This is a genomic window from Aneurinibacillus aneurinilyticus ATCC 12856, assembly GCF_000466385.1.
In the GTDB taxonomy this organism is placed as follows: Bacteria; Bacillota; Bacilli; order Aneurinibacillales; family Aneurinibacillaceae; genus Aneurinibacillus; species Aneurinibacillus aneurinilyticus.
This window is the reverse complement of record NZ_KE952648.1, coordinates 1-15,164: the sequence shown is the minus strand read 5'-3', so window position 1 is coordinate 15,164 and position 15,164 is coordinate 1. Positions and strand designations below refer to the sequence as shown.

The window sequence follows — 15,164 nt, the reverse complement described above, 5'->3', positions numbered from 1 at the left end:
GGGCACATCCAACTTCTTCTTTTTCTAAATCTCCTACTTCCAACCACACTCCCCTGTCGAAATATCAAGTGTAATCTATATATTTATGCCTCTCCCTACTTCTTCTTACTATTATATACTCTTCTGTTAGCGATTTTGGCGCTGCATGGCAAGCGCAGTCAGCTTCTCCTTCAGCTCATGTTGCATCTTATTGATTTCAGCTTCAGCAAGTCTGCGTTTCTCACGTCCCTGCTGTTGAATATTTAAGGTTTCCTCCAATGTTTCCAATAGATTCGCCTGCGTTTTCTTTAGCGTACCGATATCCACAATGCCTCGCTCATTCTCCTTGGCAATACCGATGGAATTCGTCTTCAAAAGCTCCGAATTCTTCAGCAGCAGCTCGTTCGTCGTATCCGCCACCTGTTTCTGCACTTCCAATGCCTGCTTTTGGCGATGCAAGCTAATAGCGATAACGAGCTGATTCTTCCATAATGGTACCGTCGTCAGAATGGAAGACTGAATTTTTTCTACAAGCACCTGATTATTATTCTGTACAAGCCGGATTTGTGGTGCGGATTGAATCGTCACAGTACGAGTCAGCACAAGATCATGAATTTTTTTCTCAAGCCGATTGATTAATTGTCCCATGTCGTTCAGTTCCTGTACATCAGCCGGGTCCTGTGACATTTCTGCCTTTCGCTTCAGTTCCGGCATCACTTCGCGTTCCAGCTCTTCCAGCTTCAATTGACCGGCTGCAATATATAAATCAATCTGATGTACGAATTCCCTGTTTTTTTCATACAGCGCGTCCATTAATGATATGTCTTTAAGCAGCTGGGCGTTTGCTTTATCCAATTGTCTTGTAATGGTCTCAATTTGTGTACCCATTTTTTCATATTGAGCCACAAACTTTTGTCCGGATTTTACGAATGAGCCAATAACCGGAACCTTTGACAGGAAGCCGCTTTTTTTGCCTGATAGCGTATCCGTATCGACCTCTTTAACTTTAAGCATCAATTCTGTAAGAGCCTGTCCGACCTCGCCGCTATCCTTCGCACGTACATGATCAAGCACAGAATCAGAAAAACGGGAAATCTCCCCTTGCAAGCCTACACCATACTGTAGCACCGCACCGCTATCTTTGACTTCAATCTGCTTGGCAAGCTCACGTACCCGTTTTTGATCTTCCTCAGACAGCTTCGATATATCCAGGCGTTCCGCATCCGACGATGTTTCCATCAGGGAAAGCGGGTCTGTATTCGAACGAGTAGTTGATAAGGCATCCATATATATCGCCTCCTAAAATATGCCGTATTGGCTTTGTTACTATAAACGAATGAATACAAAAAAAGTTTCTTTTCTTATTAGTATACACAAAAATGGGAGAATCAAGGAGCTTTCATAACAAAATAGCTGGGCATCGGCATATTGCAAGTGAAATTTATGGGTATGAAACCAGAGCAATGGAAAAAAGAACGATTTTCCCGAAACTATCTTCCTTCTTTCGCGTCCATTTATATAAGAAATACATGGAAAAGCGAGACAGACATCTGTTTTGTTTGCCACATCAAGGGAGAGAAAATAATGAAGAAAACACTGCTGCTCATGATCACGCTTCTCCTGGCCATCGGCATCTCCATGCCGCAGGTTCAAGCACGGGAGAATGACTTCAAGTTGGGCAATGAAGTGCTGCTGGACAAGTATGCACATCTGATTGACGGAAAACGCGTTGGTCTGATCACCAATCAGACAGGCGTCAACAGCGAGGGAAAAAGCACCATTTCGGTGTTGGCAGAATATCCGAATGCCACACTAACTGCCCTGTACAGTCCTGAGCACGGAATTGACGGTAAAGCCAAAGCCGGGGCGTATGTAGAATCCACGACACATCCGACGCTTAAAATTCCTATCTACAGCCTGTACGGAAGTACAAGAATGCCGTCCGCTAAAATGCTGGCTAATGTCGATGTACTTGTGTTTGATCTACAGGACATCGGTGCCCGCTCCTATACATACATGTCTACACTTAACTATTGCATGATAGCCGCAAAACAAAATAACAAAACAATTGTCGTGCTGGACAGACCGAATCCGCTAGGTGGGCTTACGGTGGATGGACCTGTGCTCGAAGATAAGTTCAAAACGTTTGTCGGTGTGGACAACCTTCCAATGACACACGGTATGACCGCAGGCGAACTCGGTCAGTTCTTCAATCGCAAAATCGGCGCAAACCTGCAAGTGGTACCAATGGAAGGCTATACGCGAAACATGATTTATCAGGATACAGGCCTGCGTTGGGTACAAAGTTCTCCCGTTATGCCGGATTTACAATCCGTATTCGGCTATAACGCTACGGGCCTAGGTGAAGGTACAGGTATTTTCCAGGCTGACGCATTTAAATGGATCGGGGGTAAAGGAATCGATTCCAAAAAATACGCCACACTGATGAATAACGCGAAGCTTCCGGGTGTTACGTTTATTGCGGAGAAGCGCGTTTCTGCTGGCGGGGTGCGTCTGAAAATTACCGATTACCGTACATTCAATCCGGCTAAAACCGGTATTTATGCGCTCGCATATGCCCATTCTTTGAATAAGTTCAAAGTGCCAAAGAGCGGAAAAACAATCGTTATGTTCGACAAAATTATGGGCACAGATAAAATCGGACTCTACCTTTCTCAGGGACTCAGTCCACAGCAAATCGAAGCCAAATATGCGCCACAGCTCAATAAGTTTAAAGAAGAGCGCAAAAAATACCTTATCTATCAATAAAATTAGCTTTCAATCAGTAGCAATTTTACGATCTGTTAAACATGATTAGAGCTATATTCAGCCATAAATGAATATTAAATATAATGGTACACATTTTATTATTTTCAAGGTATGTCACAAATAAAGTGAGGTACCTTTTTTCTGTGAAAATCTAAAAGGCAGGAACTTTGATGATACATCGACAGTAGCTAAAAAAGATAATAAGAAAGTAAGGCCCACGCTTTTCCGTGTTCTAGGTATATCAACGGTTCTGTTTTCTGTACAAAAGGTGGATTAAAAAATTACTATAAAAACATCCGATCCTTTTTATACAAAAAAGGGTTGACTAAAGACATAACCAAGGGAAACCCGTCAAAATTTTAAACTTAGTTATGTCTTTTTTTAACATTCTACATATATCTCCTTCTAAAATGGTGAAACAGTCGAAAAAACAAATAACTTTTTTATTGTAGAAACAAATGGTAAGAGCCCACATTGGGAAATTACCAACTATATTATTAAAATAAAACCGACAGAATCACGTTTTGGGCCGGGAAAGCTATATTATATAGGTCCCCAAAAAGACCTTGAGAATGTCGATTTCTATTCCGTTTCTATTTACTTGGGAAATGGGGAAAAAGTTCATGCAAAAGCCATGTCAGGAGATAAAGTTGAATTTCCTAATGGTTATGACGACTTGGGAGTCATCTCTGGAGAAACAGCTCAATCTTTAAAAAAAATAAGCATCGAACAAGTGGAAAATGCTTATGCAATAATTAAATGGTTTACAGGAAAGGAGGAAGTGACTGAAAAAATACAGTTAAAGTTACGATTGCGACGATGAAAAACAAAGATGCAATTGCCGAAACTATTAGCAGCATCTCAGCGACTCCTGCGAGGGGTACGAAAATAATGATATGCCGTGGCAAAATCAAGTTGTTGTAATAAATAGGGTCATTTGTGGCACAAAAAAGCATAGAAGAGCAGATAATTTTCTGCTTCAATCTATCCTCTTTTTAACTATTATAATGTGTAGCATCATAGGGGCTACATCAAATTCTATGCTTGACTGATATACACATACAAAGTTTGGTGAGATGAGAGAAGAGAGGGGCAACGGAACGCTTTTACATGATCTCCCAGCGGAAGAAGACAAGCAAGCGTGCATTTGCCCACAACTCTTTATATCCTATACTGAAAAATATTCAGCCAGGCGTTCCTCTGTCATACGGTTTCCAACAATGAATGTTCCGAACTCGCCGAACCGTGCACTCGCTTCGTCAAAGCGCATCTCATATACAAGCTTCTTGAATACGATCGGATCATCAGCAAACAGCGTAACGCCCCATTCCCAATCATCAAAGCCAACGGATCCGGTAATAATCTGCGTCACGCGGCCCGCATAGCTGCGACCAATCATACCGTGACTACGCATCATACCACGGCGCTCCTCCATTGACAGCATATACCAGTTATCATTGCCTTCGCGCTTCTTATTCATCGGATAGAAACACACATGCTTCGTCTTTGGAAGAGCCGGCTTTAATCGTGCCTGAATCGCAGGATCTTCTTCCGGATTCTCTGCCTGTGATATGTAGCTGCTTAATTCAACAACAGATACATATGAATAGTTCTGGATCGTATACATCGCAAACAGCGTCTTATTGAATTCTGCTTCAACCGCTTCCAGTTCTTCAAGCGTAGGACGCAAATGCATGAATGCGATATCGGCCTTATGTCCAACGACGGTAAAAGTCGCGCTACTGCCTTGCTTGCCTGCTTCCACATCTGACCATTTGCGCATAAATGCATGCAGCTCTTCAAGCGCTTCCTGACGCTCCGCTTCCGGTGCGCTTGTCCATGCAGTCCAATCAACGGAACGGAAATCATGCAGGGCAAACCAGCCCTCAAGCGTATTTACTGCTTCACTCACGATTCGTCAACTCCTTATCGGTGCTTTTGCTATGTACTTGCTTTAACTATCATCCATCATTATAGCAAAAATCACGGTAAAATATCACACCTTAGTATTTTTCACGCATTTGTCACAAAGGATGAACAAGAACTTCTATCTTCCCGCTTCGTGTCTTGCCGCCGCTGCCGCTTTCTCCTCCTGTGCGAGATTGGTTACGAATGAACCAAACAGCTTGATCGCCTGGTTCACGCCTGAGGTTGGTTGCTCTTCGGCTAACACGGCAATCGCGTAACGGGGACTCTCCCGTGGGACAAAGCCCACAAACCATTGATTGTTTTTTGCTTCTCCCTGAACAACGGTCTGTGCGGTTCCACTTTTTCCGGCAGCCTGCCACGGCAATCCTTGCAGCATGGTGGCTGTTCCATGATCAACCACCCCTCCCATGAAAAAGCGCAGTGTACGAGCTGTCGCTGGGGAAATATCCACACCGTCTAGCGGACGGTCTTCAAAGCGGTAAAATGTCGTCCCGTTTCGGTAATTAATCGACTGAACGATACGTACTTTTTGTTTCTTGCCGTCATCAGCAATAATGGCAGCCATATTAGCGGCCTGCAATGGCGTTAGCTGAACATCACGCTGCCCGATACCGGTCTGGATTAGAATCCCTTCATCACGGTTAGGCACATTGTGGGCAAACACGCGCCCTTTATCTTCTCCGTCAAGCTGCTGAAATTTGCCCAGCTTATAAAAGGGCATCTTTTCCCATCCAATCTGCTGATTCAATCCCATTTTCGTTGCATATAGCTGCAATTTTTCCGGCCCGATTTTTTTGGCGATTTCGGCAAACGTAATATTGCAGGACTGTTCAAACGCCTGCTCAAACGTTATATCGCCATGCCCCTCCTTTTTCCAACAGGAAAAGCCGTACTTACCTAGCTGTCCATGACACGTAAAGTGATCCTCAGGCTTAACTATTCCTTCCTCAAGCGCTGCAGCGGCCACTACGATTTTAAAAACAGAGCCGGGAACTGCTTGCTTAATCGCACGGTTTTTCCATGTATCGGGCGATGTATTCAGCTTCGACGGGTCAAAGTCAGGCCGCGACACCATAGCCAGTACATCACGCGTTTTTATATCCAGCACGACAGCAGCCCCCTTGTCTACAGGCGATGAGTCAAATGCCGCCTCAAGCTGTTTCTGTATTCCGGCATCTATCGTAGACACCAAGGTAAGCGGATAAAAAGAGTTCTCCGTTTGATTCAGCCGTACGTCAAGTCCATTAAGCGGATTTCCGCGGCCATCCACAAAATAAGAAACAGATTTCTCGCCTACTCCGGCCAAAAACGGCTGAAATGCTCGCTCCAATCCAGCTACGCCGACTTTACTTGTTGTACGCAGTACCCCGGCATCCAAATCTTCTTGATATTTATCCTGAATAAGCTTCGCATTCTGCCCAATATATCCAATAACATGGTGAGCAACTCCATCCTTCGGATAACGTGTCGTTACCGGCAGAGGTACAATACCGGCAATATTTAATTCCCGAATTTGCTGTGCCTGATCTTCACGTAGCGGAACAATTTTTCCATTCTTATCCTTCCAAAATCCAGCGTGTTTTACGTTTAAAAGGAGCAAACGCGCCTCTGCTTCTGTTACACCCAATATGTGCCCTAGCTTACCGATTTTTTCGCTTTCACCAAGTGAATAACGAACAAGCGGAAAGATAGCCAGCCCTGTCTGTTCTTCCCCGGTCAATGGCACGCCTTTACGATCGTAAATCATGCCACGGCCTGTATCGAGCACCAGCTTCTCCCGTCTTTGTGCTACCGCCCTTTCTACAAGGTCTACATTGTGCGGCGAGAAGGAATGGGTACCGATGACTTGAATCCACCCCAGCCTTGTAATGATTCCTGTATATAAAAACGTAAAGATCACCAAAACGATAAACATTCGTCGCTTTTTATGATTCAATGACATGGTATAAGCATAAGCCCCTTTCCGTTACGATAAGACTCTGTATTCAGTCTTGCCGCATATAAAGGGGCTTAAACAGCATGCAAAAACGCCGGCCCAGAGTGAGGAACCGGCGTTTAGCTTGCAGCGACTACAACACAGTATTGATTTTCACCGTCAACAAATACTACTTCTTTTCCTTACGCATCATGTCATGCTTGGAAACCGGGCGGTCCATCCGCACTTTCACCATCTGCATCGCATGAGGCGCAGATGTGATGCTTTCATCCTTTTCGTTCCACATCTCCGTCACCGTCTGCTCAAAGCGCTCCATGGTCGGACCGAAGAATTCTACTGTATCCCCAACACTGAATTTGTTACGTTGTTGCAATGTAGCAATCCTCGTCTCCACATCATAATCCAATACAAGACCAGCAAAATCATATTGCGGCATATCTTCATTCTCACCGTATAATTGATCCTGCTCCGTAGGTGTTCCATAGAAGAAGCCGGTCGTAAGTGAACGGTGAGATGCCTTGCGAATCTCTTCCATCCATTCCGGATTTAGCTTGTACTGTTCCGGATTGGCAAAATACGCATCTACTGCACGGCGATACTGGTTTGTTACCGTCGCTACATAGTGAATACTTTTCATACGACCCTCAATTTTGAAACTATCTACTCCCGCTTGAATCATATCAGGCAAAAACCCAAGCATACACATATCTTTCGAGCTCATCGTAAACTGTGGGTCCTGCTCGTTGAACATCGGAAGAGGTGTCTTGCCGATCTGTCCGATTGTCTCCTCTTCCTGCGGAAGTTCTTCAAACATATCATATTGCCAGCGACAGGACTGTGAACAACCGCCACGGTTCGAGTCACGCGCAGTGAAATGGTTAGACAACACGCAGCGGCCCGAATAAGAAATACACATGGCGCCGTGCACAAACGCTTCAATCTCGATGTCCACATGTTTTTTAATGTCACGGATTTCCTGTACCGATACTTCACGGGCCAGTACGACACGACTCACGCCCTCTTCTTTCCAGAATTGTACCGTCTGCCAATTCGTTGTAGACGCCTGAGTGCTTAAATGAAGCTCCATATCCGGGGCAGCTTGTTTTGTTCTTTCAATTAACGCAGGGTCAGCGACAATAATCGCATCAATACCCGCACGCTGTAAGCTGCGCATGAAATCGTCCACTTGATACAAGTCTTCATTATGCGCAATAATGTTCGTCGCCACGAACACTTTAGAGCCGTGCGCATGGGCAAAATCTGTCGCTTCCTTCATCTCATCGAATGAAAAGTTATCCGCATTAGCACGCAGGCCAAGGCTTTGCCCTCCGATATACACAGCATCCGCACCATAACGAACCGCAAACTTAAGCTTTTCCAGATTCCCTGCCGGCGCCAGCACTTCCGGCTTCTGAAGAACGGGCCCACGCGGAGTCATAATTTTTTTATCAGAAATAACATTTATCTCCGTCATGATGAATCACCTCATTAATAAACTTGCTCTTTAAAGAAGAATCCTGTTGTCAGCTCACGATGCGATGGCTGAATGGCACGAATCTCCTCCATAAGATTGCCTATATTGTTAAGGAACGCTTCTGGTCCTTCCGCATATGCATCAATCGCACGGCGATAAGCTGATACTACCTTTACATTATAGTCAGTATCCTTCATGATACCCTCGATTTTGAAGCTGTCGATTTCCGCATCCATTAATTCGTCAAGATATTCCAGAATACAAATATCTTCCGCACTCATGATATGCGTTCCATTCCGATCTTCAAAAATCGGATATTGTAAATCGTCTCGTTTTTCTTCTGTAATGAACAGCTTGCGATCCATGCTGGCCGGCTTTGGCTCCTGACCCATGAATTTCTCATAATTAGTCACCAAATCACGACGCGAATGGAAAATGCATGTGATTCCATGCACCTGTACCTGAATCTCAACTTCTGCATTTTCTTTTATTTCCACGATGGCATCCATGTTTAACTCACGGGCTACGAATGCACGTGTCGCACCTTTTCTTCCCCAGTAATTCATTGTCTCATAGTTGGTTGTCAGCACTTCAGCATTCCAATGCAATGGCACCTTTAGCCCGATTTGACGCGCAATCATCACGACAGCCGTATCACCAAATACGATAGCATCTACTCCGATTTCTTCGAGCGTTTTCAAATATTCGGGCAATCCTTCCAAATCGTCATTATGGAACAGGGCATTAACCGATACATACACTTTTGCCCCACGCGCATGTGCAGCTTCTGTCGCCTTGCGAATCTCCTCGACTTCAAAATTGCCCGCTACCCGCAAGCCATATCGTTCGTGTCCAATGCTGACTGCGTCTGCACCGGCTTCGATAACTTTTACAAGCTCATCCAGATTGGCGGCCGTACAAAGCAATTCCGGTTTTTTCACATTATTTCCCCCCGTTTTATACATAAGGCCAGTCCGTCTCCAATAGAGATGAACGATGTTTCAAACGCCGGATGTTCGGCTAAAAATTGGTTAAATGCCCGCAGCTTCTTTATCATGCCGCGTTTATTTTTCGGCACTTCTTCTTCGGCAACCATGCCCCGAAAAAAGACATTATCACATATCAAAAGTCCGCCCTCTACGAGATACGGCGCAAAATTGTCAAAGAACACCTGATATTGTCCTTTGGCTGCGTCTAAAAAGATACAATCAAAAGCATGCTCGCCTGCCAATCCTTCTCGCGCATCCTGGTGCAGCACGGTAATTCGCTCATCTACGCCTGCTTCCTTAAAATTATGCCGTGCACGTTCGACCATTTCCTCGGAAATTTCTATTGACGTAATGTGCGCGTCCGGTGCTGCCTGTGCCAGCCAAATCGTCGAATATCCGATGGCCATACCTACCTCCAAAATCCGCTTCGGCCGATGCACCTTCAATAGCACGTGAAGCAGTTGAATGCTTGAAAGCTGGATAATCGGAATATGTTCTGCTTGAGCTTCTCGCTCCATTCTAGTAAGCAGCTCATTGCGCGGCGCAACGAGTGATTCCATATACCGTACGATAGGGTCTGAGGTTATCATCCCATTTACACCTCGTTATTTTTTCATAAAGTAAAACTTCCCTCAGTAAGGATTGCTGTCCGTTAAGAGTGGGATAAACCCCTCTATGATAGCATACCCACATTGCAAAATCTATTTTTCATTCTTTTTGCTCTTATCAATATTCTTCAAATGCTCCTGATAGGTTGCCGCAAAATAATGCTGACCGGTTCCATCCTTTTTTGTTACATAGAAAAGGAACTTATGCTTGTCCGCTTTTGTAACCGCCTGCAATGCTGCTTCGCCCGGGCTTGCGATTGGTCCTGGCGGGAGTCCTTTTACTTTATATGTGTTATATGGACTATCCTGTTTCAAATCGCTGTGCATAACCCGTTCTTTCTGTTTATCGAATAAATACTGCACTGTAGCGTCAGCCTGAAGCGGCATTTGCTGAGCAAGACGATTGAAATATACGCCCGCCACTTTCGCGCGTTCATCATCAGAACGCACCTCACGCTCCACAATTGATGCCAGCGTCACAGCCTGATGCCTTGTCAAGTTGTGCTGTTTTAACTGGCCATCCCATTCTGTTTTCCATACATCTTCAAAACGTTCCAGCATCCGCTCGATAATCTGGTGCTCGGTCGTTCCTTTTTTGAATTCATACGTATCAGGAAACAAATATCCTTCCAGCCTATACTTGATACGCTTATCAGCCGGAATACCTTTTACAATTTCCTGCGGAAATACGCCGCTGTTGACTTCCTTAAGAAATGTATCCTTTTTCCCTAATCCTTTTTGCTCCAGACGGGCGGCAATTTGCTCTACCGTATATCCTTCTGGAATTGTTACTGTGATAGTGTCTTTGTAAACGTCACCATCCGACATTTTCTTAAGAAGCTCATCAATTGATTGGCCCGCGCTCAATTGGTATTTGCCCGCTTTGATATCTGTACCTTTTCCTTTTATCTTGGCGTAGAGGGAAAAGAGTCGGGCATCCTTAATAAGCTTGTTATCTTCCAGAATATTTCCGATTTTAATCAAGGATGAGCTCGGTGGAATTTCCACGATTTTTTTCTGGCCATTCTCAGCTGTTATCGGTTGCAGTCCATTCCAGATATAATACGCGACTCCGCCTACCCCAAGGGCAAACAGAAGCAAAATGCCAAACGCAATCTTCATTATCTTTCTCATTAATACCCTACTCTCCTTTTTCTCTGCCTGTTTCCACCGATTTATTATACAACATTCGACAAAACACGTGGGGATCAGTTATTGTTCTTCCATTTCTTTTCTATAATTCATTATCACATATTTGTGTCGATTTATCGCAAAGCAAAGAAGCCATCGAAAAAATTTCGATGGCTTCTTTTTATTCATGCGATACGAGCCTTCAGGCATGATGTGTATCCAGCCATGCAACAAATGCATCCGCAGCCTGATCCCATTCCTCTTCCGATTCAACCGGAACAAACGATGGGGTACCTTCTGCTAAAGAATACCTGAACAAATACGGGTGCGGATCGGAAGCACCAACAGCAGTGAGCACCACGTATGTTTGCCCTGCTACGTCTATCTCGGTCATAATCTCATAGCGCTCTGCTCGTTCAAGCCGGGTGTCGTACCATTCCACCCGGTTTCCCCAGGAATCCCGCAGATGGCGTACTTCCGACGCCGAACCTGGACAGAATTCCAAAGCTTAGCTCTCCTCTTTGTCCAGTTCGTTCATCAGTGTTTCAAAAGTAGCTTCTACCTGCTCCCATTCTTGCTCATCTTCAATCGGCTGCAGCATATCCGTACCTTCATAGCGAAGGAATTCCACTTCGTATTCTTCCTGGTCTTCCTGTTCCGCAGGCACCAGGCAAAGATATGTGCGATCTTCGATTTCGAAGATGTACATCACAAGATATTCATATTCCTGTCCAGATTCTTCATCTGTAATCGTAATATATTCTCCGACTTCAATTCCCATTTTTTCCAAATCCATACGCGTAACCTCCTATTTTTGGGCATCCAGGTAATTTTGTAGTATGATTACCGCTGCCATTTTATCAATGACTTGTTTTCTTTTCTTGCGACTGACATCAGCAGAAACGAGCATCTTCTCCGCCTCTATCGTCGTTAAGCGCTCGTCCCATAGCTTGACGGGAAGACGCGAACGATTATGCAGATAGTCTGCAAACGCCTGGCACACTTCGCCCCGAGGTCCAATCGTACCGTTCATATTTTTAGGGAGCCCGACAATAATTTCCCCGATATCATACTGTTTTATGAGCTCTTCAATACGAAAATAGTCTTTTTTCTTTCCTTCTCTATGGATGGTTTCAATTCCTTGCGCGGTCCAGCCAAGTTCGTCGCTGATTGCGACGCCAATGGTCTTATCCCCAACATCGAGTCCCATTTTACGCATACATTCTCTCCTACTCATTCCATATGGCACGCCTTCTTCTCCATATGGGGAAGAAGGCGGTCCATACGTTAGGAATTCTTGATGGTGCTATCGATTTGAGCGAAGATATGAACGAACAAGCTCCTCGATTAATTCGTCACGCTCCAATTTTCGGATAAGCGTACGCGCATTGTTATGGCGCGGGATATAGGCTGGATCTCCAGAGATTAAATAACCGACGATTTGATTAATCGGATTGTATCCTTTCTCTTCAAGCGCATCATACACCTGCAGCAGGACCTCCCGAGCTTCCACTTCTACTTCGTCCTGCTTAAAATTAAACTTCATGGTATGATCCATGGAACTCACTGCCTAGCACCTCTTTCAAAGGATCTTCTTCCTTTTCATATTCGCCCCAAACTGCTGAATTCCCTTTTTTACATTTCCACTAAATTTGCTCTTGTACCCAGCTCTTCACGAATTCAAGTGCTTCCGCCAATTGTGCCGGATTTTTTCCGCCCGCCTGAGCCATGTCCGGACGACCACCGCCACCGCCACCGCAGCGCACGGCTACTTCTTTTACTGCTTTACCTGCATGAAGCCCCTTTTGAACCAAATCGCTTGTTACACCCGCAACAATGTTAACTTTGTCGTCCTTCACAGAACCAAGTACAACAATGCCGGAGCCAAGCTTCGTTTTCAAATCATCTACCATATTGCGTAGGTTGTCCATATCGACGCCGTTCACTTTGGCCGCCAATACTTTCACACCTTTTATTTCCTTCACCTGTTCGGTCAGTGAAGAAGCTTCCAGATTACTTAATTTGGCACGCAGCGATTCATTCTCACGTTCCAGCCCCTTCATCTCACCTTTCAGCGCCTCAATCCGCTGCGGCACGTTGATGATGGTTGTTTTCAGCTCATCCGCTACTGATTTTAGCGTATGAAGCTGTGCATTCAAGTATTCATATGCCATGCGTCCGGTTGCGGCTTCAATGCGGCGCGTACCGGCCCCAATGCCTGCTTCACTCAAAATTTTGAACAAACCAATTTCTGCCGTATTGTTTACATGACATCCACCGCATAGCTCCAAACTATAGTCACCTACTTGTACAACCCGCACTTCATCGCCGTACTTCTCCCCAAAAAGTGCCATTGCACCCATGGCTTTTGCTTCCGATAACGATTTGTGCATAATATTCACTTCAATATTACGCCAAACCTGTTCATTGACTTTTCTCTCAATTTCCTCCAATTCATCCGCGGTTACCGCGCCGAAGTGAGAGAAGTCAAAGCGAAGCCGATCAGGCGCAACAAGGGAACCGGCCTGGTTAACATGTGTACCGAGTACATCTTTGAGTGCCTGGTGCAGCAAATGTGTAGCCGTATGGTTTTTGATAATATCAGCACGAGATGCGCGATCCACGATAGCCTCTACGGTATCGCCTACTTTTAATGTGCCGCTCTCAACAAAAATCGTATGCACATTCTGACCATTTGGCCCTTTCTGGGTATCCTGCACTCTTGCCTGGGTTTGTCCTGCACTAAGCAAGCCTTTATCGGCTACCTGTCCGCCTGACTCAGCATAGAACGGCGTACGGTCAAGGATTATCTGGCACTCTGTGCCCGCTCCTATCATATCGACTGACTCTTTCTCATGCACGATGGCAACAACACGGGCACTAGTCGCAAGCTCTTTATATCCAACGAACTCACTCTTGACTTTAATATCGCCAAGTACGCCGCCCTGTACCTGCATGCTATCTTCATCATGCCGGGCTGCACGGGCACGGGCACGCTGCTCTTCCATCGCCGTGTCGAATCCCTCTCTATCTACGGTCATCCCTTGCTCTGCAGCGAAGTCTTCAGTCAAATCGAATGGAAATCCATACGTATCGTACAGCTTGAATGCTTCCGGTCCGCCAATCTGGGTTTGTCCGGCTTTCTTGGCTGCTTGTACCATTTGCTCGAGAATATGCAGACCCTCGTTCAACGTTTCGTGGAATCTTTCTTCTTCATTTCTAATAACGCGCTCGATAAACTCACGCTTCTCCAGTACTTCTGGATAGTATGCCTTCATGATTTCACCGACAACCGGCGTCAATGTATAAAGGAAGGATTTATCAATACCGAGCACTTTCCCGTAGCGGACCGCACGGCGTAATAAGCGTCGAATGACGTATCCACGGCCTTCATTGGATGGAAGCGCACCATCACCAATAGCGAACACAACCGTACGGGAGTGGTCTGCTATTACTTTGAGTGCTACGTCTTTCTCCTGTGACTCGCCATATTTTACACCTGCAATATCACAGGTTGCTTTAATAATAGGGAATAACAAGTCTGTTTCGAAGTTGTTCTCAACATCCTGAATAACAGAAGCCATGCGTTCTAATCCCATGCCGGTATCAATGTTTTTCTTCGGAAGCGGCGTGTACGAACCGTCCGGGTTATGGTTATATTGTGAGAATACAAGGTTCCAAATTTCGAGATAACGTTCGTTCTCTCCTCCTGGGTACAATTCCGGGTCACTCGCATCATTTCCATACTTCTCTCCACGGTCATAGAAAATTTCGCTATTCGGTCCACAAGGACCTTCCCCGATGTCCCAAAAGTTCCCTTCAAGACGTACGATTCGTTCATCCGGTACGCCTACTTTCTTATTCCAGATTTCATAAGCCTCATCATCTTCCGGATGAATAGTAATGGATAATTTCTCTGGATCGAATCCGATCCACTCCGGGCTCGTCAGAAATTCCCATGCCCATACGATTGCTTCTTCCTTGAAGTAATCACCAATAGAGAAGTTTCCAAGCATCTCGAAGAATGTATGATGTCGCGCCGTCTTCCCAACGTTCTCGATATCGTTCGTACGAATCGATTTCTGCGAATTGGTAATGCGTGGGTTCTCTGGAATAACGCGTCCATCAAAATATTTCTTCAGCGTAGCAACCCCGCTATTAATCCAGAGCAGCGAAGCGTCGTCAATCGGGATTAATGGTGCACTCGGCTCGACTCTGTGGCCTTTGCTGACGAAGAAATCCAGGAATTTCTGGCGAATTTCAGCGGCTGACATATGTTTCATTTCAGCTTACCCCTCCATGCTTTACAATATAATAAATCAAGGGTGTTGATTATCCAGTATGATCCA

General features: G+C 45.2%; 13 protein-coding genes. 1 reads left to right on the top strand and 12 read right to left on the bottom strand.

The genetic code is table 11. The annotated features are described in order from the left end of the window. Positions 1-126 precede the first annotated feature (126 nt). Complete coding sequence (locus HMPREF0083_RS00210; RefSeq protein ID WP_040300966.1) at positions 127-1,266, bottom strand: toxic anion resistance protein; 1,140 nt, start codon at positions 1,264-1,266, stop codon at positions 127-129. A gap of 297 nt (positions 1,267-1,563) precedes the next feature. Between HMPREF0083_RS00210 and HMPREF0083_RS00205 the strand changes: the two genes are divergently transcribed. Continuing rightward, complete coding sequence (locus HMPREF0083_RS00205) at positions 1,564-2,748, top strand: DUF1343 domain-containing protein (RefSeq protein ID WP_040300975.1); 1,185 nt, start codon at positions 1,564-1,566, stop codon at positions 2,746-2,748. Positions 2,749-3,916: 1,168 nt separating this feature from the next. On the opposite strand, the gene hemQ is transcribed toward HMPREF0083_RS00205, so the two are convergent. From hemQ to alaS, 11 genes are all read right to left on the bottom strand, one after another. Further along, a complete protein-coding gene (gene hemQ, locus HMPREF0083_RS00195) occupies positions 3,917-4,660 on the bottom strand; it encodes a hydrogen peroxide-dependent heme synthase (RefSeq protein ID WP_021618848.1) in 744 nt (247 codons plus the stop codon). A 135-nt stretch (positions 4,661-4,795) separates the two neighbouring features. Beyond that, a complete protein-coding gene (locus HMPREF0083_RS00190) occupies positions 4,796-6,619 on the bottom strand; it encodes a peptidoglycan D,D-transpeptidase FtsI family protein (protein ID WP_081695923.1) in 1,824 nt (607 codons plus the stop codon). A 163-nt stretch (positions 6,620-6,782) separates the two neighbouring features. Next, a complete protein-coding gene (locus HMPREF0083_RS00185; RefSeq protein ID WP_021618846.1) occupies positions 6,783-8,087 on the bottom strand; it encodes a peptidase U32 family protein in 1,305 nt (434 codons plus the stop codon). A 14-nt stretch (positions 8,088-8,101) separates the two neighbouring features. After that, positions 8,102-9,028 (bottom strand): peptidase U32 family protein, encoded by a 927-nt coding sequence (locus HMPREF0083_RS00180; protein ID WP_021618845.1) that lies wholly within the window; start codon positions 9,026-9,028, stop codon positions 8,102-8,104. Further along, positions 9,025-9,666 (bottom strand): O-methyltransferase, encoded by a 642-nt coding sequence (locus HMPREF0083_RS00175; RefSeq protein WP_040300964.1) that lies wholly within the window; start codon positions 9,664-9,666, stop codon positions 9,025-9,027. Before HMPREF0083_RS00175 ends, HMPREF0083_RS00180 begins: the two co-directional genes overlap by 4 nt. 111 nt (positions 9,667-9,777) lie before the next feature. Further along, entirely contained in the window at positions 9,778-10,818 is a 1,041-nt protein-coding gene (mltG, locus tag HMPREF0083_RS00170) for an endolytic transglycosylase MltG (protein WP_021618843.1), read from the bottom strand. 199 nt (positions 10,819-11,017) lie between these two features. Further along, positions 11,018-11,320 (bottom strand): DUF1292 domain-containing protein, encoded by a 303-nt coding sequence (locus HMPREF0083_RS00165; RefSeq protein WP_040300963.1) that lies wholly within the window; start codon positions 11,318-11,320, stop codon positions 11,018-11,020. 3 nt (positions 11,321-11,323) lie between these two features. After that, complete coding sequence (locus tag HMPREF0083_RS00160; RefSeq protein ID WP_021618840.1) at positions 11,324-11,611, bottom strand: DUF1292 domain-containing protein; 288 nt, start codon at positions 11,609-11,611, stop codon at positions 11,324-11,326. A 12-nt stretch (positions 11,612-11,623) separates the two neighbouring features. After that, positions 11,624-12,034 (bottom strand): Holliday junction resolvase RuvX, encoded by a 411-nt coding sequence (ruvX, locus tag HMPREF0083_RS00155; protein ID WP_021618839.1) that lies wholly within the window; start codon positions 12,032-12,034, stop codon positions 11,624-11,626. An 87-nt stretch (positions 12,035-12,121) separates the two neighbouring features. Beyond that, complete coding sequence (locus HMPREF0083_RS00150) at positions 12,122-12,382, bottom strand: IreB family regulatory phosphoprotein (RefSeq protein WP_040300962.1); 261 nt, start codon at positions 12,380-12,382, stop codon at positions 12,122-12,124. A 79-nt stretch (positions 12,383-12,461) separates the two neighbouring features. Next, on the bottom strand, positions 12,462-15,098 hold the full coding sequence (alaS, locus tag HMPREF0083_RS00145; protein ID WP_021618837.1) for an alanine--tRNA ligase: 2,637 nt from the start codon (positions 15,096-15,098) through the stop codon (positions 12,462-12,464). Positions 15,099-15,164: the final 66 nt, after the last annotated feature.

Excerpts from the sequence above, each read along its gene's own strand:
- HMPREF0083_RS00205 (WP_040300975.1), top strand. The coding sequence starts at position 1,564 with ATGAAGAAAACACTGCTGCTCATGATCACGCTTCTCCTGGCCATCGGC.
- HMPREF0083_RS00160 (WP_021618840.1), bottom strand. The coding sequence starts at position 11,611 with ATGGATTTGGAAAAAATGGGAATTGAAGTCGGAGAATATATTACGATT.
- mltG (WP_021618843.1), bottom strand. The coding sequence starts at position 10,818 with ATGAGAAAGATAATGAAGATTGCGTTTGGCATTTTGCTTCTGTTTGCC.
- HMPREF0083_RS00190 (WP_081695923.1), bottom strand. The coding sequence starts at position 6,619 with ATGTCATTGAATCATAAAAAGCGACGAATGTTTATCGTTTTGGTGATC.
- alaS (WP_021618837.1), bottom strand. The coding sequence starts at position 15,098 with ATGAAACATATGTCAGCCGCTGAAATTCGCCAGAAATTCCTGGATTTC.
- HMPREF0083_RS00185 (WP_021618846.1), bottom strand. The coding sequence starts at position 8,087 with ATGACGGAGATAAATGTTATTTCTGATAAAAAAATTATGACTCCGCGT.
- HMPREF0083_RS00210 (WP_040300966.1), bottom strand. The coding sequence starts at position 1,266 with ATGGATGCCTTATCAACTACTCGTTCGAATACAGACCCGCTTTCCCTG.
- HMPREF0083_RS00175 (WP_040300964.1), bottom strand. The coding sequence starts at position 9,666 with ATGATAACCTCAGACCCTATCGTACGGTATATGGAATCACTCGTTGCG.
- ruvX (WP_021618839.1), bottom strand. The coding sequence starts at position 12,034 with ATGCGTAAAATGGGACTCGATGTTGGGGATAAGACCATTGGCGTCGCA.